The organism is Paraburkholderia dioscoreae (genome assembly GCF_902459535.1).
Classification (GTDB): Bacteria; Pseudomonadota; Gammaproteobacteria; order Burkholderiales; family Burkholderiaceae; genus Paraburkholderia; species Paraburkholderia dioscoreae.
The window spans coordinates 105,873-129,226 of the sequence record NZ_LR699555.1 but is presented as its reverse complement, the minus strand read 5'-3'; the positions used below and the strand labels follow the sequence as shown (position 1 = coordinate 129,226).

At 61.6% G+C, this 23,354-nt stretch carries 28 protein-coding genes and 1 pseudogene; all 29 read left to right on the top strand.

Annotated elements, in window-relative coordinates; translation table 11 throughout:
• Nucleotides 1-183 precede the first annotated feature (183 nt).
• The 29 genes and pseudogenes from PDMSB3_RS36530 to PDMSB3_RS36395 all read left to right on the top strand — a co-directional run bounded on the left by PDMSB3_RS36530 (nt 184) and on the right by PDMSB3_RS36395 (nt 23,354).
• Nucleotides 184-717: a hypothetical protein gene (locus tag PDMSB3_RS36530; RefSeq protein WP_165189994.1), complete on the top strand. Its 534-nt coding sequence runs from the start codon at nt 184-186 to the stop codon at nt 715-717.
• 12 nt (nt 718-729) lie between these two features.
• Nucleotides 730-1,404: a hypothetical protein gene (locus tag PDMSB3_RS36525; protein WP_165189992.1), complete on the top strand. Its 675-nt coding sequence runs from the start codon at nt 730-732 to the stop codon at nt 1,402-1,404.
• A 544-nt stretch (nt 1,405-1,948) separates the two neighbouring features.
• Complete coding sequence (locus PDMSB3_RS36520) at nt 1,949-2,458, top strand: hypothetical protein (RefSeq protein WP_165189990.1); 510 nt, start codon at nt 1,949-1,951, stop codon at nt 2,456-2,458.
• The gene (locus PDMSB3_RS36515; RefSeq protein WP_165189988.1) at nt 2,455-2,988 is read left to right on the top strand and encodes a hypothetical protein; all 534 of its coding nucleotides are present in this window, start codon (nt 2,455-2,457) and stop codon (nt 2,986-2,988) included. The genes PDMSB3_RS36520 and PDMSB3_RS36515 overlap by 4 nt, the downstream gene beginning before the upstream one ends.
• Nucleotides 2,989-3,057: 69 nt before the next feature.
• Entirely contained in the window at nt 3,058-3,441 is a 384-nt protein-coding gene (locus PDMSB3_RS36510; RefSeq protein WP_165189986.1) for a hypothetical protein, read from the top strand.
• A gap of 123 nt (nt 3,442-3,564) precedes the next feature.
• Nucleotides 3,565-4,005 (top strand): hypothetical protein, encoded by a 441-nt coding sequence (locus PDMSB3_RS36505; protein WP_165189984.1) that lies wholly within the window; start codon nt 3,565-3,567, stop codon nt 4,003-4,005.
• Nucleotides 4,006-4,819: 814 nt separating this feature from the next.
• Entirely contained in the window at nt 4,820-4,996 is a 177-nt protein-coding gene (locus PDMSB3_RS36500) for a hypothetical protein (protein WP_165189982.1), read from the top strand.
• A gap of 26 nt (nt 4,997-5,022) precedes the next feature.
• Nucleotides 5,023-6,096 carry a hypothetical protein gene (locus tag PDMSB3_RS36495; RefSeq protein ID WP_165189980.1) on the top strand — a complete coding sequence of 358 codons (1,074 nt, stop codon included), beginning with the start codon at nt 5,023-5,025 and terminating at the stop codon, nt 6,094-6,096.
• Nucleotides 6,097-6,661: 565 nt separating this feature from the next.
• Nucleotides 6,662-7,939, top strand: a pseudogene (locus PDMSB3_RS36490) (DUF3560 domain-containing protein); the annotation flags it as partial.
• A 72-nt stretch (nt 7,940-8,011) separates the two neighbouring features.
• Complete coding sequence (locus PDMSB3_RS38510; protein ID WP_407670670.1) at nt 8,012-8,617, top strand: methyltransferase; 606 nt, start codon at nt 8,012-8,014, stop codon at nt 8,615-8,617.
• Between the two features lie 47 nt (nt 8,618-8,664).
• Nucleotides 8,665-8,892, top strand: coding sequence for a hypothetical protein (locus PDMSB3_RS36485; protein ID WP_165189976.1), 228 nt, complete (start codon nt 8,665-8,667; stop codon nt 8,890-8,892).
• A 574-nt stretch (nt 8,893-9,466) separates the two neighbouring features.
• Nucleotides 9,467-9,748: a hypothetical protein gene (locus PDMSB3_RS36480; protein WP_165189974.1), complete on the top strand. Its 282-nt coding sequence runs from the start codon at nt 9,467-9,469 to the stop codon at nt 9,746-9,748.
• Nucleotides 9,749-9,805: 57 nt separating this feature from the next.
• Nucleotides 9,806-10,621: a class I SAM-dependent methyltransferase gene (locus PDMSB3_RS36475; RefSeq protein ID WP_165189972.1), complete on the top strand. Its 816-nt coding sequence runs from the start codon at nt 9,806-9,808 to the stop codon at nt 10,619-10,621.
• Nucleotides 10,622-10,686: 65 nt separating this feature from the next.
• On the top strand, nt 10,687-11,058 hold the full coding sequence (locus PDMSB3_RS36470) for a hypothetical protein (RefSeq protein ID WP_165189970.1): 372 nt from the start codon (nt 10,687-10,689) through the stop codon (nt 11,056-11,058).
• Between the two features lie 583 nt (nt 11,059-11,641).
• The gene (locus PDMSB3_RS36465; protein ID WP_137960347.1) at nt 11,642-11,926 is read left to right on the top strand and encodes a hypothetical protein; all 285 of its coding nucleotides are present in this window, start codon (nt 11,642-11,644) and stop codon (nt 11,924-11,926) included.
• Complete coding sequence (locus tag PDMSB3_RS36460) at nt 11,923-12,408, top strand: hypothetical protein (protein WP_165189968.1); 486 nt, start codon at nt 11,923-11,925, stop codon at nt 12,406-12,408. The genes PDMSB3_RS36465 and PDMSB3_RS36460 overlap by 4 nt, the downstream gene beginning before the upstream one ends.
• Before the next feature lie 42 nt (nt 12,409-12,450).
• The gene (locus PDMSB3_RS38115) at nt 12,451-13,005 is read left to right on the top strand and encodes a DUF5983 family protein (RefSeq protein WP_232064457.1); all 555 of its coding nucleotides are present in this window, start codon (nt 12,451-12,453) and stop codon (nt 13,003-13,005) included.
• 112 nt (nt 13,006-13,117) lie between these two features.
• Complete coding sequence (locus PDMSB3_RS36450) at nt 13,118-13,606, top strand: hypothetical protein (RefSeq protein ID WP_165189966.1); 489 nt, start codon at nt 13,118-13,120, stop codon at nt 13,604-13,606.
• 585 nt (nt 13,607-14,191) lie between these two features.
• Nucleotides 14,192-14,545 (top strand): hypothetical protein, encoded by a 354-nt coding sequence (locus PDMSB3_RS36445; RefSeq protein ID WP_165189964.1) that lies wholly within the window; start codon nt 14,192-14,194, stop codon nt 14,543-14,545.
• 3 nt (nt 14,546-14,548) lie between these two features.
• Nucleotides 14,549-14,740, top strand: a complete 192-nt coding sequence (locus PDMSB3_RS36440; RefSeq protein WP_165189962.1) for a hypothetical protein — start codon at nt 14,549-14,551, stop codon at nt 14,738-14,740.
• A gap of 9 nt (nt 14,741-14,749) precedes the next feature.
• Complete coding sequence (locus tag PDMSB3_RS36435) at nt 14,750-15,121, top strand: hypothetical protein (protein ID WP_165189960.1); 372 nt, start codon at nt 14,750-14,752, stop codon at nt 15,119-15,121.
• 582 nt (nt 15,122-15,703) lie between these two features.
• Nucleotides 15,704-15,982, top strand: coding sequence for a hypothetical protein (locus tag PDMSB3_RS36430; protein ID WP_137954140.1), 279 nt, complete (start codon nt 15,704-15,706; stop codon nt 15,980-15,982).
• A gap of 67 nt (nt 15,983-16,049) precedes the next feature.
• Entirely contained in the window at nt 16,050-16,436 is a 387-nt protein-coding gene (gene bamE / locus PDMSB3_RS36425; RefSeq protein ID WP_062092944.1) for an outer membrane protein assembly factor BamE domain-containing protein, read from the top strand.
• A gap of 51 nt (nt 16,437-16,487) precedes the next feature.
• On the top strand, nt 16,488-16,961 hold the full coding sequence (locus tag PDMSB3_RS36420; RefSeq protein ID WP_165189958.1) for a hypothetical protein: 474 nt from the start codon (nt 16,488-16,490) through the stop codon (nt 16,959-16,961).
• Between the two features lie 41 nt (nt 16,962-17,002).
• Nucleotides 17,003-17,197, top strand: a complete 195-nt coding sequence (locus tag PDMSB3_RS36415) for a hypothetical protein (protein WP_062092946.1) — start codon at nt 17,003-17,005, stop codon at nt 17,195-17,197.
• A gap of 554 nt (nt 17,198-17,751) precedes the next feature.
• Entirely contained in the window at nt 17,752-20,058 is a 2,307-nt protein-coding gene (locus PDMSB3_RS36410; RefSeq protein ID WP_165189956.1) for a ParB N-terminal domain-containing protein, read from the top strand.
• Nucleotides 20,059-20,410: 352 nt separating this feature from the next.
• Nucleotides 20,411-20,683, top strand: coding sequence for a hypothetical protein (locus PDMSB3_RS36405; RefSeq protein ID WP_165189954.1), 273 nt, complete (start codon nt 20,411-20,413; stop codon nt 20,681-20,683).
• A 9-nt stretch (nt 20,684-20,692) separates the two neighbouring features.
• Complete coding sequence (locus PDMSB3_RS36400; protein ID WP_165189952.1) at nt 20,693-21,124, top strand: hypothetical protein; 432 nt, start codon at nt 20,693-20,695, stop codon at nt 21,122-21,124.
• Between the two features lie 631 nt (nt 21,125-21,755).
• A complete protein-coding gene (locus PDMSB3_RS36395; protein ID WP_165189950.1) occupies nt 21,756-23,354 on the top strand; it encodes a DUF5710 domain-containing protein in 1,599 nt (532 codons plus the stop codon).

Below are 23,354 nucleotides of genomic sequence, written 5' to 3'. Positions count from 1 at the left end.
GCCCCACACCCCGCGCTTGAACCCTTGACCCAGCTGCGGCCGTGTCTCCTTTGATCGCGGGACGACGAACTCAGGGGAACGGCGGCAACGGCGAGAGATGCCGCCGACTTAGCAGAAACATCTTTCACGCCGGGACTTCGGAATCTAGGGGCCCGGTCAGCACAGACCATCAGAGGGGTGCTTATGACGTTTGAGGAATTCAGAAAACGCTTTCCGGCCAAGCGCGGTTTTCAGCGCTACACAAGCGAGCAGCGCGCGAACCACGCGTCGAGCCACCGGCTCGGGCACAACAAGCGCACCGCAGTTGGCGAGTACTTCTATGCCCACGAGCATGCTCCAGGCGTCTGTTTCCCGAAGCGTTCGCAGGCAGAGCGGGCAGGGTATGACCGACACCTGCAGGCGGTGGCCGCCGGGGCAACACCGGCCATCGAACAGGACTCAGCCGAGGCGCGAAAGCCGTCCCCTATCCATCTGACGCACACCGGCCCCGCTGCCGGCGCAACGCTGTGCGGCGCACCGCGCGACGGCAGCGCCGCCCACCATGCGGTGTATGCGCCCGTCGAGCGTGGTGAATATCGCGCGCAGTGCTGCGTGGCCTGCCTGAAGGAATTCGCGCAGGCATGGGCCGGTGAAAAGACGAAGCCGGATTGGGTCAACAGTGTTCTTGCCGCTGATGTGCAAGACGTCGTCAGCAAACAACTTCCTCTTTTCGCGTAACAGGAGCGCATCATGCAGATCGAACTTTCATTGTCCGCTGAAACCATCGCAACCGAAGCCATCACGGCAGCGAAGAAGAACTCTGCGCATATGTCACGCGTTGCGCGAATCTTCGACGCCATGCGCGCCATTGTCGAAAAGCCGGATGGGCGACTGCGGCATTACACCGTGGACTTTTATGAGCATGATCGGGCATATCTGCACCGGACCTATGCGACAGGGATGTACGGCTGGGTCATCCGCGAGAGCGGAACCCATCTTGTACAGCTCGGCAGACATCCGCGCATGAACGAGGAACTGGACGCAGCGCTCCACACAGGCCCGAGTCGCGACTGTTATCTGATCGACGCGCGCAACGCGACAGTGAAGGCAGTAACGGAGGGCAAGCTGCGCGAAGAAATGGCACGCTTCAATTACGTTACTGGCACGCATACCGTGGCAAAGCACGGCCAGACCATCGCAACCATGGACGTCAGTATGACGCCGTGGACCCACGCGAAACCCCCGCAAGGCATCGTCCGGTTCGGGTCGCTGGACGTGCCGCTCAGCCATGAAGATCTGGTAGCACTCGCACAGATCGGAGCATCGGAAGTAATCCGGGTCTCGCACTCTCTTTTCACCGGTACGCAGACCATTGAACTGGACGGCGCCAACCTTTTCGACCTGATCGAGCAGCGCGCCGAATAGTCCGTATCCCAAGCGGGCGAGGAGCTGGAGAGGCTCTTCGCCATTTCGCATGCGAAACCGGAAGCCGCGCCCGCAGTCAGCCGGGCCGGGGCGAGCCGCCCGCCAGACTTCGCCTGACGCGCCGCTCGCAGTTCCCCGTCCCGGTGAACAGAAGCGGACCGCTCTAGGGCTTTGCCCGGCGCGGGCCACCCAATCCAGTCGCGTCGCGCTGCTCTGCGAAGGGGCGCTACCCGCGCGGGCCTTTCGCGCGATCGCACAGGTCGCATGCCGTCCATTCCCCCTCATCGCCCATACCCGCGACCTTAGCCGGCCTCGGCCTGACGTCAAGGCGTGCGGGGCCGTGTTGTCGCTGCGCGCCTGCCCGCCCCAACACCCCGCACTTGCCTCCTTGACGCACGGCCTCAACCGGCTTGCGTCGTCGCAGGGCGATGAACTCAGGGGAACGGCGGCAACGCTGGAACCTGACAAGCGCCCGCCGAAAGGAAAACCCTACGATGGGCTCCGAATCTAGGGGCCCGGTCAGCAAAAAACAGGAGCTTATGCCATGACACGACGCCGCCACCCGAAGCCCGCGATTCACGCCATTGTCTTTGCGCAGCACGAACACTGTGTAACGGAATTGATTGTCGAACTGAGTCATGCCGTCATCGGTGCGACCGGCTATGTACATGCGGGCAATATCGAATTCCGCGCGAACGTGAGTGACCACAGCGCGGAATCGTTCGGGCGTCGCGTCGTGTTCAGCAATGTCTGCGGTGCGGAACTGGACGAGATGCGTGCGGCGGTTCGGAAGATCGAGCGCATCCGCAGCCGGATGATGAAGGATGAGAAAGCGCTGGGCGAGGCCCCGAACTTTGCGGAATTCGCGCGTCGTGCGCTCGTTGCCGCAGGCGTAACGATGGTGCATGTCGCCCGTGACCTTGCGGGTCGTCCTCGCAACGCCGCGCATCACATTGTCGCAAGCACGGCAAACGGAGGCGACGTACTGGACGCAATCGGACGACTGGAAAAGATCGCGTTGACCATGTTCGGCAAGCGTGTGGAGGCAGCATGAGCGCGCAACTGGTCGAACGTTGGGAGGGGGCCGCGAAGGGCGGGCGCTATCAGATCGACGTACTGCGATTCGAACCGCGTCCGGGCCGCGAATTTTTCGACATTCGCCTGATGCGCGATGCGAAGCAATATGGCTCGACGGTTGCACGGTCTCCCGCTGAAGCGCGCGATCGCGTGCAGCACGCGGTCGATTGGGCACTCTCGTATGGCCCCGCGCCGTACAAGCGAACCTACCGCGACGCAAAACTCGCGCCGGTCGTGCGAGACAGCGAGCCGCTTCTGACCGCGCAGGCTAATCGTTTCGAACTTGCCGCGAGGCTCGCGCTGTTTCTCGTTGCGCGTACCGGTGACCGTCTAGCGAAGTGGCAAGGCACGCTTCTGGCCGCCGAGCAGCGCGCGCTGTTCGGGCGCTTCTTCGGGAAGGGCACGCTGACTATCGACGGCACGCGCGAGCGCATCAAGCACAGCGTTACGCGCTCGTTTGGCATGGGCCGTGAAGTCACTGCGGATGTCGCCTGGAGCGACCTCTGACCTGGAGCCGCGCCCCGGCGCTCACTAACTAAACAAATCGTGGAGCGCTGCGTCAGCGCTCCAGTTCGATTGAGAATCATCATGCAAATCCAAATATCCGCCAGCCTCACACTTCCGGCGCGCTGGCCATTGCGTACACAGGAACCCGTGCGCTGCGCGCAGATCCGCGTGCTGCTGAACACGGTCGTAACCGACGCCCTAGCCGTTTGGCGTCGCGCGCCACGTCGCACATGGAGCGACATCGGTCGTCTGGTTCACAAGCAACTGCGCACGCTTGACCGGCTGTATCCGGAGGCAGGAATTCTGGAAGCCGAAGCGCGTGCCGTTGCCCTGCAGTTCTTCGCCGCGAACGTCGATCCGGGAATCCGCAGCTTCGTGCATCGCAAGGGCGAACCGCTCCCCGAGGCAGTCGTGCGCCTCAGCAGCGCGTTAAACGATGCGCGACGCCAGTAGCGGATCAGGGACGCAGGGAGTACGACAGCCATATCACCAGAGGACAGAACGCCGATGATCAACACAGCCAAAGAATTTCACGACCGCCAATCGCACTATGACCGATTGCACCACCAGAAGCGTATGCGCGATCTGTCTCGACGCGACCAGCTAGATGATGCCGATCTGCGTCTGATGGAAGACAGCCGCCGCATTCTCAATGCAGAGGCGCCGCTGACGCGGTGCGTGGACCTCGCCGATGCGGCCTACCTGGCGCAACTCGACGCATTCGAGACCGAGCAGGCCGCGCGCAAGAGCAGGGGCCTTTACGAACCGGACTGGGAAACGTATACGCACATCGGCCAGGTGGCGGACATCGCACAGGCGATGGATCGATTCTATAAAAGCGACCGGCTGAACCGGCCAGCCGGAACGCGTGAGCGTCTGATCGCGAGCAACGAAGAGGAATTTGCACGAAAGGGCTTCGCGTGTATCGCGAGCTACCATGATTCAGTAGTCGGCCGGTCAATCTTCGTACGACCGGCTGTCGTCGGCCTCGCCGTGTACAGCAGCAACCGCGCGTAAGCGGATCACTCGCGCGACTCCCGCCGGCCGAGTGCCGGCGTTTTCGCTTCTGGCACCGTCGCAGCGATCCAGCCGGGACGCGGCACCTTGCGCGCCAGGCTGCGCCCGTCACGCAAGCTGACGACCTCGCGTCCCGGTGAACATGCACCCCCGCTCTTGGGACTGCGCCGCGTCCCGCGGACTTGCCCCGGCGCGTGCCATCCCCTCCAGCCTCGCTGCCTGCAGCAGCTCGGTGAGCGCGCTCGCCGCGCGGGGCGTTTCGCTTCGTCGGGCAGCAGCTCTCAGTGCCGAATTCCCGTCCCCCTCGTTCGCCGTCCTTTTCTCGCGATCGTAGCCACGTCCTGCGCTGCGTCAAGGCGCGCGGGGCCGTGTCAGTCGCTGCGCTCCATCCCGCCCCACACCCCGCGCTTGAATCCTTGACCCAGCTACGGCCGCGTCTCCTTTTGATCGCGGGACGACGAACTCAGGGGAACGGCGGCAATGGCGAGAGACGCCGCCGACTCAGCAGAAACATCTTTCACGCCGGGACTCGGAATCTAGGGGCCCGGTCAGCTTTTAAAAACCGCGTGGAGAAACCCTATGTACAGGGAAGAAGACATCGTCCATGAAAACGGCAAGGTATTTGTCTTGCGCGACCGCCGCCAGAAGTCGTATGCGGTCTGCGTGTCCGGGACGACGCATGCAACGGTCGAGAGCGCGTACTCACTGGATTCGGACGGACTGTCTATCGCAGTGGCACGTTGCGACTACTTGGCGCGACGCGCTGCATAACAACTGCGCACGCTACGGCGGGCAAACACCAAGGGGAATACCGATGATTCTCGTACTCGAAGCAACGGTACAACGGGAATTCGCAACGATATCGGGTTACTCGCTGATCGAGGGGATTGGTTTCGTGTCGCCCGACATGATCGGCCCGCGCGCTGAACCGAAGGTATCGGTACACATCGAATCGCACGCGCCGTTCGTTGCAATCTCGTTCAACGTCTAAACCAGCAACTTTTTGAGGAGTCACACATGGGCGCAACTGTTACCACCGGCAAATGTGCAGCCGCTTTCCGCTCGAACGAGGGAGAGCTGCTCTACATCCTTTTCGAGCGGTCATACGAAAAAAATTGCTATCCGCACACCGACCACTGGAGCGCATTCGCGTTCGGCACGCGGGAGGAAGTTTTGCGGCGGGCATTTGTAGGTGCATCCGACTGTTGCGGCGGCATGTTGCAGAGCCGTAGCGGCGACATTAAGCCGGAGAACTACATCGAATCGTGGAAGCAGGAACTGAATCGTCCGGTCCAGATGCGCGACGTTGTCGTGACGCTGAAATTTGAAACCGGCTGGCGTGCGGCGCTGCCCGAGGATGCCAACGAAAGGGTGTTATCCGTCCTGCAGCGTGCAGGACTGGCAGACCGCTTCGACGTAGTCAGGAATGAAGGTATTACGGCGACGCTCTACGGCGACACCGGCTTGCTACGTGCGATCTATGGCGTCGATGGTGAACTGTCGCCGTGGCGTGTATTCACTCACAGCGACACTGGCACGGTACCTATCGACGTCCCGCCCGTGCGCAATGTTTCCGCGCGGGAGATAGACCTGCCGTCTCCGCGTTGCTTCGCCATCGACGCAGACGTGCGACTCGTCGCAGGCGATGACGGCAAGTGGTCAGACGGCGTATGGGCTTATTCCGCGCTTGCACAGTATGTGACCGGACCGGCGCTTGAGCGTGAACTGGTTCAACCCGGCTTTGCGAAGGCAACGATACCGGTCGTGCGTGAAGCGCTGAGGAATGCGGCGCCGTTGCCCAAGGACACGCGCATTACTGTGCGCCGCACCGCGTGCAAGGAGGATCATCACCGTCGCGCGGTGGATGAACTGGCCCGAGGTCTCGGCCTCATCGGCGAACGCGACCAGGCGGCGGATGAATTCACGTTCCTGTTTTCGGACATCAAAGGCGAAGACGCCGATAGCGTGCGCTATCGCGTCGGATCGATGCGCGACGTGCTCACGTGGGACGTGCCCGAGACGGCCGCGCCAGAGGTTGCTCCCGCACTTCAGCCGGTAAGCGCGACGCAGGGGCAGCTTGCCTTTGCGTGATCGCCCAGCGACGCCGGCCGAGTGCCGGCGTTGTCGCTTCTGGTACCGCCGCTGCAATCCAGCCGTGACGCGGCACCTTGCGCGCCAGGCTGCGCCCGTCACGCAAGCTGACGACCTCGCGTCCCGGTGAACATGCACCCCCGCTCTTGGGACTGCGCCGCGTCCCGCGGACTTGCCCCGGCGCGTGCCATCCCCTCCAGCCTCGCTGCCTGCAGCAGCTCGGTGAGCGCGCTCGCCGCGCGGGGCGTTTCGCTTCGTCGGGCAGCAGCTCTCAGTGCCGAATTCCCGTCCCCCTCGTTCGCCGTCCTTTTCTCGCGATCGTAGCCACGTCCTGCGCTGCGTCAAGGCGCGCGGGGCCGTGTCAGTCGCTGCGCTCCATCCCGCCCCACACCCCGCGCTTGAATCCTTGACCCAGCTACGGTCGCGTCTCCTTTGATCGCGGGACGACGAACTCAGGGGAACGGCGGCAACGGCGAGAGACGCCGCCGACTCAGCAGAAACATCTTTCACGCCGGGACTCGGAATCTAGGGGCCCGGTCAGCTCAACCTGTAAGGAGAACTTTAGATGCAAAATCTCAGCGCCACCTATTCACCCGAAGACAATAAGCTGCGGCTCTACTCGACTTCGCGTCTGGACGATGGCCTGTACAAACGCGTTCACGAAGCAGGTTTCCGTTTTGCACCGAAACAGGATCTTTTCGTAGCTCCGGCGTGGTCGCCGTCGCGCGAGGATCTGCTGCTGGAACTTTGCGGCGAGGTTGGCGACGAGGACACCACGCTAGTTGATCGGGCAGAAGACAGGGCAGACCGGTTCGAGGACTACAGCGAAAAGCGCGCGAGCGAAGCGCACACGGCGCGTGAAGCCGTCGCCGCTATCGCGGATCATATCCCGCTCGGACAGCCTATCCTCGTTGGCCATCACAGCGAGCGCCACGCGCGCCGTGACGCTGAGCGCATCGAAAACGGCATGCGTCGTGCCGTCAATCTTTGGGAAACATCCGAATACTGGACGCGTCGCGCAACCGGGGCACGTCGCCACGCGGAATACAAGCAAAAGCCAGACGTGCGCCACCGTCGCATCAAGACACTGGAGGCAGACCTCCGCAAACATCGGCGGGAGAGCGCCGAGGCAAGCGAGAACCTCACGAAGTGGCAGACCGAGGGCCTCACGCTGGAACAGGCGAAACAGATCGCAGCGTTTGACCACGTATCCATCTACGAGCAAGGAAAGACCTGGGGGACGTCGGTCTATTCGATGTTGGCCGACGAAAAAATGACCGTCGAGCAGGCGCGCGAACATTGCATTCGAGTCCATAGGCAAACCATAGCCTGGCGTCAGCGCTGGATCATGCACCTGGAAAACCGGCTTGCATATGAGCGCGCCATGCTGGACGAGAACGGCGGCATTGCGTCAGACCACCACGACATCAAGCCAGGCGGGCGCGTGCTTGTCGGCGGCGAATGGCTGGTCGTGATCCGGGTCAATCGTGCAAGCGGTCGCATCAATAGCGTTACCACGAGCGCGCCCGCCGTCGTTCATTGGCGCAATGAGTGGAAATATGGAATCGAAGAGGTGAAGGGATACCGCGAACCCGAAGCCACAGACGCCGCAGCCGTGAAGGCCACAAAGAAACTGTCTCCACTCACGAACTACCCCGGCGAGGGCTTTCTCGAAATGACTGCTGCGCAGTGGAAGAACCGCCCGGACGACTACAAGAGCGTCCGGAAGATCGCCGCCGACGACAAGCACGGCGCGCACCGCATTCGCCGTGCGTTGGTCGCGGGAGACGGCTACCGGTTGGCTCAGGTGTACATCACGGACCAGAAGCGCGTCGACCCGCCCGCGGTGGAAAGCAACACGCCCGAGGCGGTCAGGATCGAAAGCCAGCGCGAGCCGTCAAGCGTTGAATCGCGCATGGCCGAGCCGGCGGCCCCGGTCGAGACACGGGAAAAGGGAGAGGAGTTCAACCACTTGCGCGAATTGCTGCGGGCGGGTGTGCAGGTAGTCAGCGCGCCGCAACTGTTCCCGACACCGTCCGCCCTAGCGGCGCGTATGGTGGAAGAGGCGGCGATCGGGGAGGGGGATTCGGTCGGCGAGTTCAGCGCTGGAACCGGCCGCATCATCAACGCGATTTTCGAAGCGATCGACCGCACCACCATTACTGTTACTGCCGTCGAGATAAATCACGCGCTTTCTCGGACGCTCGCAGCGTCACATGGCGATATAAAGGTCGTATGCGCCGACTTTCTGGAGTGCGGCGACGAGCTGGGCCTGTTCGACCGAATCATCATCAATCCGCCTTTCGCCAATGGTCAGGACATCGCGCATATTTCACATGCACTGGACTTTATGAAACCGGGCGGGCGTCTGATTGCGATCTGTGCGAATGGCCCACGACAGAACGAAAAACTTTTGCCGCTTGTTGAAGCTCGAGGCGGTACGTGGGAAGAACTGCCGGAGGGAACGTTTGTAGAATCTGGCACGAATGTTCGGACCGTTCTGTTGACGATCGACGTTTAAACAGCAAGCGGCCGTGCGTGCGCGGCCGCCAACGAAGAGAGAGAAATATGCTTGCCACCGCATACCGTGTCGCCCTGATTGCCGCTGTTATCGTGCTTTCCGCCTGTGCTCAGACGCAGCCAACACAAACCCAGGCGCAACGAAATATGAAACCCGGCGCGATCTACATTTACGAGCCGACCAAGCCCGCAGGTTTCGCGGGCCCGGGTGAGTTCACGCTCACGCCGGACGGAAAGATTCACGTCACCTATCCAGCTCCGGCGACGAGTCAGTAACCACGCGCTCGCGTCAATTGCCACCGACGCCGGCCGAGTGCCGGCGTTTCTGTTTCCGGTTTCGCCGCAGCCATCCAGCCGTGACGCGGCACCTTGCGCGCCAGGCTATGCCTGTCACACAAGCTGACGACCTCGCGTCCCGGTGAACATGCACCCCCGCTCTTGGGACCGCGCCGCGTCCCGCGGACTTGCCCCGGCGCGTGCCATCCCCTCCAGCCTCGCTGCCTGCGGCAGCTCGGTAAGCGCGCTCGCCGCGCGGGGCGTTTCGCTTCGTCGTGCAGCAGCTCTCAGTGCCGAAACCCCGTCCCCCTCGTTCGCCGTCCTTTTCTCGCGATCGTAGCCCCGTCCTGCGCTGCGTCAAGGCGCGCGGGGCCGTGTCAGTCGCTGCGCTCCATCCCGCCCCACACCCCGCGCTTGAAGCCTTGACCCAGCTACGGCCGTGTCTCCTTTGATCGCGGGACGACGAACTCAGGGGAACGGCGGCAACGGCGAGAGACGCCGCCGACTCAGCAGAAACATCTTTTACGCCGGGACTTCGGAATCTAGGGGCCCGGTCAGCTTTAAAGGACGCGCAATGATCAAAGCCGAAGAAGCCAGCGATTACCAGCAGTGCATCTATCCCTACAAATTCGATCGCATCGAGGTAGCCGGGTCGTTTTTTACTGGCCCGGCACCTGGCGCGTATCTGCGTGCTGACTTCGAGCGCCCGAGGGAGCCTGTCTCGTTTTCGCTGCTTGGTGAGTGGCATTGCGAATACCCGGGCGGTCCTAGTCTTTTCGCGCTGGCAGACATCGCAGCGGACATTCTCGGCGTCGGTGGCTTCTATGGCCTTGGTACGGCGCGACGCATCAACTGAAAAAGCGCGGGCCGCGCGATGACGCGGCCGCCGATTGAACATCCAACGGGGAAGCATATGAAACTGACTAAGGCACAAACTAAGTCGATGGCAGAAGTGAACCGGCTTGTCGCCCTTGACCGTCGATTGACGGAGGATGAACGTCTGTTCGTGCTCGAAAATTTTCAGGAAGGGGCGAATCACGATAACAGCGCGATGGGTGCGTTTTTCACGCCGTGGGGTCTCGCCCGTGATTTTTCCATCGAAGTGCCGAGCGGTTGTGACTCGATTGTCGATCTGTGCGCCGGGATCGGCTCCCTCGCGTACGCCTGCGAAGGCAAAGCGAAATCAATCGTATGCGTCGAGCGTTGCGCAGAATATGTGCGCGTTGGTCGAAAGGTAGCCCCCGATGCGATCTGGATTCACGCGGACGTATTTGGCGACTGGTGGAAAGAGTTCGACCGGTTCGACGCGGCGATTTCTAATCCACCGTTTGGCCGCGTGAGAGCCGACGGTTACGACGGTCGTTACAAGGGCGCAGAGTTCGAATACAAGGTAATCGAACTGGCCTCGCGCATCGCGCGATGGGGGACGTTCATTGTGCCGCAGATGTCCGCACCGTTTCGCTATTCCGGAAAGCGGGACTATCAGGAGAGCATCACCGACAAGTGCCGCAAATTCCTGGATCAAACGGCGATATCGCTCGACGCCAATTGCGGAATCGACACGGAGACCTATCGCAACGATTGGCACGGTGTCTCGCCGGTGTGTGAGGTTGTGGTCTGCGATTTCGAATCCGTTGAACAGGAAGAGCCGGCAGACATTCCCACAGCGCAGCCGGTTTCGATGGCCCAGCCGCTAAGCCAGCTCGATCTGTTCGCGATGGCGGCCTGATTGCAGACGCCCGCTATCCGGCGGGCGTAAACACCATGCACTGATATTGCTCGAAAGGAGAAACCATGCCGTACCAGCAGATTTTCGTCAGTCCCGAGCTGTTCGCGGAACACAACGGCGTGAAGGTGTATCGCCGCTATCTTGATGATGACGTTGAACAGGGGCCGATGGAATACTGGTTCACGACTTCGTATGCGAAAGGGGAGGGGTCGGGCTTCAACTTCGATGTCAGGGAATTGATAGAGGGTCTCCCCGTCGACACAGACGAAGACAAAAGGCGGATCATCGTCGGCGCCCTTGAACGCGGCATCATCAAGATCGCGGAGGACAATCTGGGTCCCCAGCTGGAAGAGCGCTCACAGGACGCGGACACCGACGACGAACCGCTGGCACCGTTTCCCACACCGGACATGTTCAACCATTTCCCTGTCCTCTAGTGTTGTTAGATTGGGATCTGATTGCCCAACGCCGGCCGAGTGCCGGCGTTTCTATTTCCGGTACCGCCGCAGCCATCCAGCCGGGACGCGGCATCTTGCGCGCCAGGCTGCGCCCGTCACGCAAGCTGACGACCTCGCGTCCCGGTGAACATGCACCCCCGCTCTTGGGACTGCGCCGCGTCCCGCGGACTTGCCCCGGCGCGTGCCATCCCCTCCAGCCTCGCTGCCTGCAGCAGCTCGGTGAGCGCGCTCGCCGCGCGGGGCGTTTCGCTTCGTCGGGCAGCAGCTCTCAGTGCCGAATTCCCGTCCCCCTCGTTCGCCGTCCTTTTCTCGCGATCGTAGCCACGTCCTGCGCTGCGTCAAGGCGCGCGGGGCCGTGTCAGTCGCTGCGCTCCATCCCGCCCCACACCCCGCGCTTGAATCCTTGACCCAGCTACGGCCGCGTCTCCTTTGATCGTGGGACGACGAACTCAGGGGAACGGCGGCAACGGCGAGAGACGCCGCCGACTCAGCAGAAACATCTTTCACGCCGGGACTCGGAATCTAGGGGCCCGGTCAGCTCAACCCGTAGGGAGAACGAGACATGTCCGATGCAGTGCAACCCATCGACTCGGCGACGCTTTCGCGCAAGCAGAAGCTGGCCATCATTTACCGGCACGAACACCGCGACTACAAGGGCAAGGCTGGCCCGCAATGGGGAAAGCATGCAGGCGAGAAAACCATCATGGTGAACGAGAACGGCGGAAGCGTTCTGACGTTGCTCGAAACCCTCAGCGATGAGCAGATCGCGGACAAGCTGCCGTATGCACTGAAGCTGGAAGCGAAGCGACTGGCGAAGGCCGCAGCCGAAAAGGCGGGCAAGCAATGAGCCAGCGCGCACCGATTGAAACCACCGTCCACGACCATGACGGCGAAGTACTGCGCTACACGTTGAAGGCAACCGGGCAGTCAAGCGAACGCCTCGGCGCTTGCGAGGTATGCGGCCAGCACGTCAGCGAAGTCTATTTGCAGCGGGGCATGAAGATGTTTGAGCGGCCTACCTCGATCGCTGCGCGCCGATTCGGCTGGACGTATCACGGCATGGCTGACGTTTTCGGACACGCCGATTGTCTCGTCGGTCGGCGCAAAGGCGTGGAAGTCATGACGGTGCCGACCAACCATGACGACGCGAATTTCCGGCAGGAAATTAACGGTGTGGACGTCCTGATCGGACGGGACGCGGAAGGCTTCAAGGCGTACATAGCGGACCGTTACGAAGGGCTGTTCACGACCTTGCTGCGCGCGTACCAGTTTGCGGCGACGGCTGCTAACCACCCCGAGCGCCGCCGCCCCATCACAGCAGGACTCTAACCATTGGACGGGACCGCCAAGGCGGTCCACGGAGCCTACACCATGAATGCACCCGCAAATGTTCTGGTCAGCTTTCCCGACCGTACAGACGCCGATTTTGACGGCCTGTCGTACCTTGAAAACGAGCTTTCCAATCACGGCATCGCGGCGACGTTGCGCGCACTGGATGACGCTGAAGCAGGGCACCTGCAACGCGGCGCCGCGCTTCTGGCTGTCGTGCGCGACGCGGTTCGACTGATGCCGCTGGGAACCGCGAAGCGCGCCGAGTGGCTTCAGCGCGCATCGGACGCTTTGGCGGGCACACCAGAGACCGCCTCGATCCCGACGATTGGCACCGCCCACCTATCGCGCCAGACGCTCGACCTACTCGAAAGAGAGGGCGATTCGATCCCGTGGTGTTATTGCGGCCCGTATGAATTTGGCTTCTTTGTCTCTGTGCCGACTGCGGAAACGATCGCCATCATGCGGCCGTGCGAGCCACCGCCGGACGACCTCGGCGACCTGTGGGCGTGGGCACGCGGCGAAGGTTTTCAGTGGGTCAGGCTCGATTCGGACGCCGATCATGTCCCGAACCTACCTGTATTTGAGCATCCTTAACTGATGTTGTGGGGCCGATATCGACCCCGTTGGGAGAACGACAATGACAACCGAAACACGTCGAGTAACGCGCGGCGAAGCCGTCAGTCTCGAACCAAAATGGAAGGCGTTGATGCCTATCATGCTCGCTGCGCTGGAAAACGGCACAGACGTAGGCAAGGCGAATGCGCGGCGCAGCCTGACAGAACTGGCCACGAAGGTTGATGCCGCACACGACATGCACAGGCGCATGCGTGCGGCGCTCGACGCGCTGGCGAAAGCATGGCCGAAGGCCTTTGGACTGACCACGGCTGAGCACGCCGCATTGATCGAAGCGGCGGAGGTGATCGCGCTCACCGCACCACAACCGCTCGACTCGCGCGGCGATAGCAGTCAGGGCGCGCAGCCTGAGACCAGGTTGAGTGCAAAGCTGGACGAGAAGACACGCGAATATTTTGAGTCGGTTCTTAGCAACGACGAGGCCGCGTCAGACGAGGAACTGATCCAGCTATTCGTCACGGAATCGGGCGTATCACTCGACGATGCAACCGCCATCGTTGCGCGGCGGATGGACTTTCTGAACTTCATGCCGACGAACGAGCATCCCCGTCTCACGTGGTAATCGCATCAGGTTGCACGTCCGACGCCGGCCGAGTGCCGGCGTTGTCGCTTCTGGTGCCGCCGCAATCCAGCCGGGACGCGGCATCTTGCGCGCCAGGCTGCGCCCGTCACGCAAGCTGACGACCTCGCGTCCCGGTGAACATGCACCCCCGCTCTTGGGACTGCGCCGCGTCCCGCGGACTTGCCCCGGCGCGTGCCATCCCCTCCAGCCTCGCTGCCTGCAGCAGCTCGGTGAGCGCGCTCGCCGCGCGGGGCGTTTCGCTTCGTCGGGCAGCAGCTCTCAGTGCCGAATTCCCGTCCCCCTCGTTCGCCGTCCTTTTCTCGCGATCGTAGCCACGTCCTGCGCTGCGTCAAGGCGCGCGGGGCCGTGTCAGTCGCTGCGCTCCATCCCGCCCCAGCACCCCACGCTTGAATCCTTGACCCAGCTACGGCCGCGTCTCCTTTGATCGCGGGACGACGAACTCAGGGGAACGGCGGCAACGGCGAGAGACGCCGCCGACTCAGCAGAAACATCTTTCACGCCGGGACTCGGAATCTAGGGATCCGGTCAGCACAAACCGCAGCACCAACGACAAGGGGAAATGCCTTGGTAGAAAGCATCGAAGTTGGACCCGGCCCATGCGACGAAGAGTCAGCGGACATCGGCAAGGCCGATTTCCCGGAACGAAATCGGGCCGAGTGCAGGGCGTTCATCAATCTGATCAAACGCGTGCTCGGTGAGCCGCCCGAGGGGGCATTGCTCTATACCAAGAGCAACCACGGCCACGACTACGGCACGTATCGCGAGGTCGCGGTGAAGATCACGGCGACCAACGCGGATGAGCGCGAGGCAGCGTATGAGTACGCGTATCGTTGCGAAGGAAACTCGCCGACCGCATGGGATGATGAAGCCCGCGCCGAACTCGCGCAAGCCGGTTTCCCGGTCAGTGTGGAGGCCTGAGCCATGTTTCATACCATCGGCTACAAGGGACACTACATTCACCTGTCATACGTCGATCGCGTCGAGAAGATCGAGGCGCAGATCGTTGACGCGTCCGGCGGATTCGTCCTGAAAAGTCGCCGGACGCTGATCGGCGCCAAACGCGCTATCACGCGCCATATTCAGGCCAGCGGGACGCCCGCCAACTGCCGTTAGGGGAACGCTATGCGCTTCAAACGGCAGGAACGGTATGAGTTTCGCGATACCGGCCGCAAACGCGCTGCATTCGCTCGGAAGCAGCGTAAAGAGCGGGAGGCGCTCCCGCTTTTCGCGGACCAGATCGAGGCAGAGCAGATCACCGTTGATGAAGAGATGGAGCAGCGTCAACGGCAATGGGCGCGTCAGACGGTGACAGAGCGAGCCAGACGCGCGGAAGATTGGCGCAGGGGGCGCAAGCGGATCCGCGAGTATCCGGAGCCCGTCCGCCGTGCATTGCTCGCCTATTGGCAGCAATGCAAATGGCCAGCGGATCCGAGCTACTTCCTGTCAATGCTCCACATGTACGATAACAATCGTCTGTCGATACAGGTAGCCTAATGCTACAAATGGCGGTACGCATCCGACGCCGGCCGAGTGCCGGCGTTTCTGTTTCCGGTTTCGCCGCAGCCATCCAGCCGGGACGCGGCACCTTGCGCGCCAGGCTCTGCCTGTCACACAAGCTGACGACCTCGCGTCCCGGTGAACATGCACCCCCGCTCTTGGGACTGCGCCGCGTCCCGCGGACTTGCCCCGGCGCGCGCCATCCCCTCCAGCCTCGCTGCCTGCGGCAGCTCGGTAAGCGCGCTCGCCGCGCGGGGCGTTTCGCTTCGTCGGGCAGCAGCTCTCAGTGCCGAAACCCCGTCCCCCTCGTTCGCCGTCCTTTTCTCGCGATCGTAGCCACGCCCTGCGCTGCGTCAAGGCGCGCGGGGCCGTGTCTGTCGCTAGTCGCTCCATCCCGCCCCACACCCCGCGCTTGAATCCTTGACCCAGCTACGGCCGCGTCTCCTTTGATCGCGGGACGACGAACTCAGGGGAACGGCGGCAACGGCGAGAGACGCCGCCGACTCAGCAGAAACATCTTTCACGCCGGGACTTCGGAATCTAGGGGCCCGGTCAGCTTTGAACCGCCAACAGGAGGCAATGATGGTCAAGGAGGGGCGCTCCATCGCAAAGGCTATCGCAGCAGGCAACTATCACCAGATCACGGTGTACAGCACCACCGAATGCGGAACTCGCCGCATCGTGCGCCACTACGATCCGCCCGCTTGCGAATCATTGGACGAGGTTGTTTCGTGCTATCGCGGTCTGTTCGGCACCTTGGCCGAAGGCTTCACCGCAGAAGGTAGCCGCATTGCCGGTGGCTCGATTGGAGGCCGCTTTATTCAGGATGTTTGCGACGTGACGGAGCGCCTTCGATAGGGCTGTCACGCCGTGGATTGCAGTTGGTTTGCCGTTGCGTCATTTCCATCACACAGGAGGCTTCACCATGAAATCGCTTTTTCTCGCTATCGCAGTAGCAGTGCTCTGTGCAGGTTGCGCAACCAGCGTCGGCAACGTCGCCATGAAGGAACAGAGCGCGGAGAGTATCAACGCGCAGATCACTGAAGGCAAGACAACCAAGGCCGAGATTCAAAGCACGCTCGGATCGCCGTCCAAGGTCAGTTTCAACGAAATGGGCGTTGAACAGTGGACGTACGAGTATGCCCGCTCGACCCCCAAAGCAATCAACTTTGTACCGATTGTCTCGGCCTTTGCACGCGGCGCAGACGTTCACAAAAAGCAATTGCTGATCTTGTTTGACGACGCTGGCCGCGTGAAGAAATTCACGTTCTCCGACTCGGTGGACGAGTTGAAGGCGGGATTGCTCGGATGACCGGAAAACACGGCGGGCGAGGGTGCAGCGCCCGCCAACCCTGAAAGGAAAATGATGAAATCAGCAGAAGTGAAAGGCCTTGCAAAGACGCTAGGCGGACCCGAAATGTCCGGCATCGCGCCCGGTGTGCCGGTGGCAGTGCAAACCGCTGCGGGGTGGATGCCCTACATTGTCGGAGCCGAGGGCACGCCGAAGCCGGTCGGCGATGAACCGGTGCCGACCACTGCGGCAGCGCACGCATGCGCAATTGAGTTTTGCGCCAAGCGTTTCGCCGAGATTCTGGCCGACTGGCTCACCCCTGCGGAGCAGGCAGCAGTGGTCGAGCGAAACAGAAGTCAGATGAACCCGCTAGTATGTCATTCCCACGACTTCTGCGACGCCAATATGGCGATGCTTGACGCGCTCCAGAGCGTCGGGATCATTAGCGAGACGTTTTCGAGCTTGCCCGAAGAGGCAATGATCCTTTGGTGTGCTGCGTGGGATGAAGCGAAGCGTAGCGGGTTCTATTTTGAGGTTGCGGGCTAAGACTCGCCCTCGACCTGGCGGTTACTGAAACGGAGCAAGCCTTGCAACTCGATAGCCAGCGCATCCAGACCCGCAACCCGTTGGGGATTTTAGTCGTCTCGTTTAACGTCCTGCGCGACGGAATAGTAGTCGACAACGTCCCCACCCAAAGTCTTGCCTTCGAGCGCATGGATGCCCTTTGGGCCAAACGCCCGGAATCCGACAAGGTTGCCGAACAGCTTTACTCCGGCGACTAACCCCAGCATGACAGGGCACGCAGCGTCGCGCGCCCGCAGCTATCGTGCCGGGGCGCGGCACCTTGCATTCCTGCCTGACGTCAGGCACGCAAGCCGCCCACTTCCGCGCCCCGGAATCTCGAGACGCCCGCTCTTGGGGCTACGCCGCTCCGCGGTCTTGCCCCGGCGCGTGCCATCCCCTCCAGCTTCGCCGCCTGCAGCGGCTCAGTGAGCGCGCTCGCCGCGCGGGGCGTTTTGCCTCGTTGCGTTCCTGCCTGCCGAAATCCCCGTCCCCTGTGTTCCCGTCCTTTTCGCGACAGTAGCTGCTCACGCTTGCCGGTCAAGGCGGGCGGGACCGTGTTGTCGCTTCGCGACTGCCCGCACCACCTCCCGCCCTTGACTCCTTGACCGCCGCACGCTTCACGCTCCTTTTGCCGCGGGACGATGAACTCAGGGGAACGGCGGCAGCTTCGGAAGGAAGCCGTCGACTCGGGAAAACAACTTAGGCCGGGACTTCAGAATCTTGGGGCCCGGCGGTCCCACCACACCATCAATTTTTTCTGTGAGGAACTGCCATGCAAACCGTGAACGCCCAAGATGCCAACGTGAACACCACGGACAACGCGTCCGCCGTCGAACTGCCGAACGCGATTAGCGCCGGGGCGGCAGTCGAAATGATTCCGCTCCGGTCGTTGGTCGAGTCGCCGTACAACCAGCGCAAGAAGGCGCGCACCGAGGCGACTATCTTGGAATTCGCGGACAACATCAGGGCAGTCGGACTGCTGCAGAATCTCGTCGTACATCCGATGAAGAAGCGCGCAAAGAAAGCGCAGACCTATGGCGTTGCCGCTGGCGAGACGCGTCGCCTCGGTCTGCTGTTCAACGTCGAGCGCGGCGACATTACGTCCGACTATCTGGTTCCGTGCAAGGTCATTTCGGAAGCGGACGCAATTCTCACCAGTGCCACGGAGAACGATCTGCGCAAGCCACCGCATCCGGCTGACCAGTTCATCGCATACAAGGCGCTGACAGACGAAGGCCGCAGCCCCGAATTCATTGCGGCGGTGTTCAAGGTTACGCCCAAGACCGTCGCCGGTCACCTGAAACTCGCCAGCGTGTCCCCGAAACTGTTTGAACTGTTTGCGGATGACGAGATGGAGCTTGAACAGATTCAGGCGCTCGCGATGACTGATGACCACCAGACGCAAGAAGCCGTGTGGTTCGGCGCGCAGAGTGATTGGGCGCGTAACCCCCGCGAACTGCGCGCCCGTCTTAAAGGCGACAAGCTGTCGCTGAATGACCGCATGGTGCGCTTCGTTACGGTCGAGGCGTATGAAGCCGCAGGCGGGATGGTCGAGCGCGATCTCTTTTCGGAGAACGACGAAGGGTTCATTTTGAACCGCGACGTGTTGATGCGGGTCTTCGACCAACGAGTCGCCAGCGAAGTCAAAACCATCGAGGCCGAAGGCTGGGCGTGGGTTGAATCGCGCCCGAAATTTGACTACGACGAGCATAACCAGTTCACACAACTCTACGCCCAACCGGCCCCGCTGAACCCGGAGCAACAGCAACACCTCGACGCGCTGCAAAAGCGCCATGACGAAGTAACGGACGCGCTCCAGGCGCATTACGACGTGGACGAGGGGGAGGACGGCCATCTGAGCGACGAGGCGGTCGAAGCGCTCGAAGCCGAGGACAACAAGCTGGCATGCGAACTCGCCGAAATCGAGGAACGCGAAGGTGAATTCACACCCGAGCAGATGAAGGTAAGCGGCGCTATCGTCTACGTGAGCCATAACGGCGGCCTCACGGTGCATCGCGGTCTTGTTCGCCGGGAAGATCGCGAGGAAGCTCGCACGATGATGCAGGATAGCGGTGTCGAGCTTCCACGCAGCATGACGAAGAAGGAAAAGGGCGTTCACTCGGAGAAGCTTCTCCTGAACCTGACCGCTCACCGCACGGCAGCGGTCCAGTCGGCACTCGCGATGAACCCGAATGTTGCGCTGGTCACCCTTGTGCATAAGCTCGCGCTCGATTTCCTCTACACCGGCTATATCGACGGTGTGAGCGTTGTTCAGGTCAGCAGCCGGGAAGCGTTTCACGACATGAGCCGTGCTGCCCCCGAACTGGAGCAGAACGAACACGCGAGCGGACTGCGCGAATACGTCCAGACGTGGCGCAAACTGTTGCCCGAAAACCCGAATGAGCTTTTCGGGTGGCTCCTTGAGCAGCCGCAAGACCGCCTCCTGAACGTCATGTCTGTCTGCACCGCGCTGAGCATCAACGGCGTGAGCCGCAACGAAGCCCCCAACGCAGTCAACGCTATTGCAGGGGCGCTTGACCTCGACCTCTCGGCCTACTGGCAACCGACCCGCGAGAGCTACCTGAACCACGTGTCGAAGGATCGCATCGTCGCGGTGGTCAGCGAGGTGGTCTCGGCGGAAGAAGGCAAACGACTCGCCAAGATGAAGAAGGGCGAAGCGGCGGAAGCTGCTGAAAAGCTGCTCGCTGGCAAGAACTGGTTGCCCGAGTTCATGGCGGCAGCGGAAGTTCATCAGGTTACGTATTACTCGCGCGATCACGATGAACAGGACGACGAGCAGGACGAGGCTGTCGTCGTTGCCAGCGACAACTACGACGCACCGGACGCTGACGACCGAAATGAAATTGTGGAGACACCAGCCGAAGCGAACGCCGACTCGGCACCGTGGCCGTTCCCGAAGGCAGCGGATTTCGAATCGCATGCGCTCGACAATGATCCGGAACCGGTCAGCGTCGTGCGTCCGATCAGCACTGCGCTTGTCCCTGTGTCGCCTGCCGCAGCATGGCCCTTCCCGCCGAGCACCCTGCACGCACGCGTAGCTGAGCAGCGCGCTGCCTGACAACCCCGTTTCTCCCCTCAGGTCTTCGGACCTTTTCGCCCCGCTGATGTGCGGGGTTTTTTTCGTCCGGTCCGGTCGCGTGATCCCAGGCGCCACCCGCGCAAAGTGCGCCGCGGCTCGCCTCCGGTGCGCGCCTGGCGGCGCTCCACACCGTCGGCGAGCCGCGGCGGGAAAGGGCTTCGGCTGCGCCGACACAAGGGGGAACCCCGTTCCGGTTCCCCCTTGGAACCCCTTCCCCCGGCCCTCGAGCACTTACTAAAATTGAATTGTAGTCAGTACAAGAAGTGATTAAAATAAACACGTCGTTTCCTTACGGAACCGACCTAAAAAGACCACACAAGATAGTACGAGGATGACCAACCTCCCGATGCCACTTCTTAAAACCATGCGCGCTGCATTCGCCGCTAACGCGGCGATGCGCGCGCAACTCCATTCAACAAACCCGGCAAGCCATTTCATTTTGACAGCGCTTGCCATTTGGAATACTGAAACTCAGATCTTTCTCCGTTCGGCCGCTATTCAATACAAATATCCAGTCTCAGGTCATGCGGAATTCGACGGCACGTGGTCTGAGTCTGAATGCGTCGCCCGTGACGCTAATCGCGCAACTCTTTTGACGGCCTGAGTTTAGAAAATGCTCAGTTCGATCGTAATAGCATTCTTTGCAGGACGCCTTTCGACACACACTGAGCAATCGACCGCCGTCGTTCAATCAACGTCGAGATTCTCTTCGCGTGCTCTCGCACTGGAATTCCTGACCTGGTCACTCGTCGTTCTCACAGCGAGTGCGCTTTTGTGGGTCGTCGCACCGTACGTCGTATCCGCTGTGCATCGTTTCTGTCCGTCTGCTGGTGCCTACCTGACTCTTACGCCGCCGCACTTTGCAAGCGCTGCTGAATGCAACTGGTTCATCGTTAAACGGGTGATGGTCGGTTACTTCGGATTGTGTGTCGCGGCGCTTCTGGTATTCGCATTCTGGTTCGCAGTTCACCGCAGGTTCTCGGCCAGGCTTCATACCGGCGTCACGCGATGGTCGGTGATCCTTGACGAGCAGGGCGATGAATGAGAAATCTTTTTTGGGGCGTCTTTGCTCCGCAAAGACCGGCTATGTTGCGCTCCGCCCGCATACAGCGCGGGCTATGCGTCGAGCCTCCTGCGGAGTCTCGCCCCTCTCCCTTCGGTCGGGGCCGTCAGCGCCTCGCCGGTCGGTCGCTGTGCTCCCGAAAAACCTCACCATTGGTGAGCGTCGTACCAGTGTTGTAGTAGCTGTGCCCCGGAAGCAGTACTTTGGCCCCGTTCGCGCGGGGCTTTTTTTTCGCTGCGCTCCCCGTTCTGTCGAACGCGCTTTCGAGTCGCGCCTGCTGCGCGAAAAGGCGCTCGCCGCGCGGCCTTCTGCCTCGGCGGATCCCGGTGCCGAAACCCCGCCCCCTGAGTCCTCGCCCACCACCGCGACAGTAGCCATGCCTTCCCAGCAGTCAAGGCGCGCGTGGCCGTGTTGTCGCTTCGCTCCTGCCCGCCCCACACCCCGCGCTTGCTTCCTTGACCGCTGTTCATCCATGTCTCCAATTTGTCGCGGGACGAGGAACTCAGGGGAACGGCGGCAGCTTCGACGGAACCGCTATCTCGGCAGAACACGAAACGCCGGGACTCCAAATCTAGGGGCCCGGTCAGCAATCAACACTGGAAGTCAAACAGACATGTACGCCACCATGAGCCGACGTAATACAACCGCAGAAGATCGCGCGCTTGCTCAGACTCTCGCATCCGCGCGCCAGTCACGTGCGACGCCTCGCCATTCGGTAGGCGGCGTCGCTTCGAAGCTCTCGGCTTCACAGCGCGCTCAGTTGATGGAGCCGGGCCAGCGCCTGTTTCTGGCGGTCCCCGCTGGTGACATCGCGAAGGCACGCGCACTCGGCGCAGAGTTCGACAGCGAGCAGCGTGTTTGCTGGATTCCAAGGTCAGCGGACCGGGCTCCGTTCTCTAAATGGCTACTCGAAGGATCCGCACTGGATTTGGCCGGGATCAACAAAGAGGACGTACTCGACGCGTTTGCGGACGCAATGGAGGACTACGGACTGGAGCGAGAGACCCCGGAACCCGATGGCAAATGGCACAACGTCATGCTGAAGGGTGCCAAGGGCCCGAAAAAGGGCGCATACGTGCTTAATCTGTTCCCTGTCCCGAAGGGCTTCATCCGCAATTTTCTAGGGGATGAAGGCGTATGGCGTTATGACGGTGTTCGCCTGGCACCCGAGCAGCGCGCAGTGCTCAACGCGCAGGCGCGTGAGCGCACGCTTGCTCGCGAGCGTGAAATCGAACGCGAACACACGAAGATCGCCGAAAAGACGGCAAGCATTTTCGAAGGTCTCTCCGAACGGGACGCTGCGCAGCAGGGCTACTGCAGCCGGAAGAAGGTTGGAGGGTACGGTGTGCGCGTAGCGCGCAACGGCGTAGACGATATCGCCGGTCTGCTGAATCTCGAAGAGTTCCGTCCCTCGAAGGAGACTTTTCTGGTAATTCCCGCACGGGACATCGACGGTAGGCTCTGGACGGTGCAGGCAATCTCCGACAGGGCGGACGGCTTGAAGCTCTTTGCCAGCGGTGCGCGCAAGAAAGGCACCTTCCATATCATCGGTGCCGACAGCGTGGCGGCGCTCTGTAAGTGTCCGGCCGTTCTCTTTGCGGAAGGCTATGCGACCGCGGCAAGTCTATTCGAAGCAACGAGCTTGCCGGTTGTTATCGCGTTCGACGCGGACAATCTTGTGGAGGTTGCCAAGCTCCTGCAGTCGCGCCTGCCGCGGCGGCAACCAAAGCTGGTCTGCGCTGACAACGATCAATTCTTCATCGAAAAGACTCTCGCACGGATCCGCCCAATCCTGTCTCAAGGGATCGCTCCAATCGAGACGGTCAAGGTGATCGCCGGGAGCGGGTCGCTCGTGCGTGAGGTGAGCCTCGCGGGCTATCAGGCCGATGGCATCTGGCATGAGACACCGAAGGGTAAATACAAGCTCGAACTGGAAAGCGTTCAGGGGGTCGTGCGAGTAGCTACCGCTCACATCGTCGAGAAGGGACGCACGCACGATGTTCGCCTGATCCTTCGAAACAAGGGCCTCGAATCGGCCCAGGAAGCAGCGCATGCGCTGCGCTGCAAATCTCTGTTGCCGTCGTTCGACTCCGTCGCCGGCAGTCCGACCGACTTCAATGACCTGGCAAACGCAGAGGGCCGCGAACGTGTTGCGGCGTTGATTCAAAGCGTTTTGCCGTTTGACCTCCCCGTCCCAAACGTCCAGCAATGA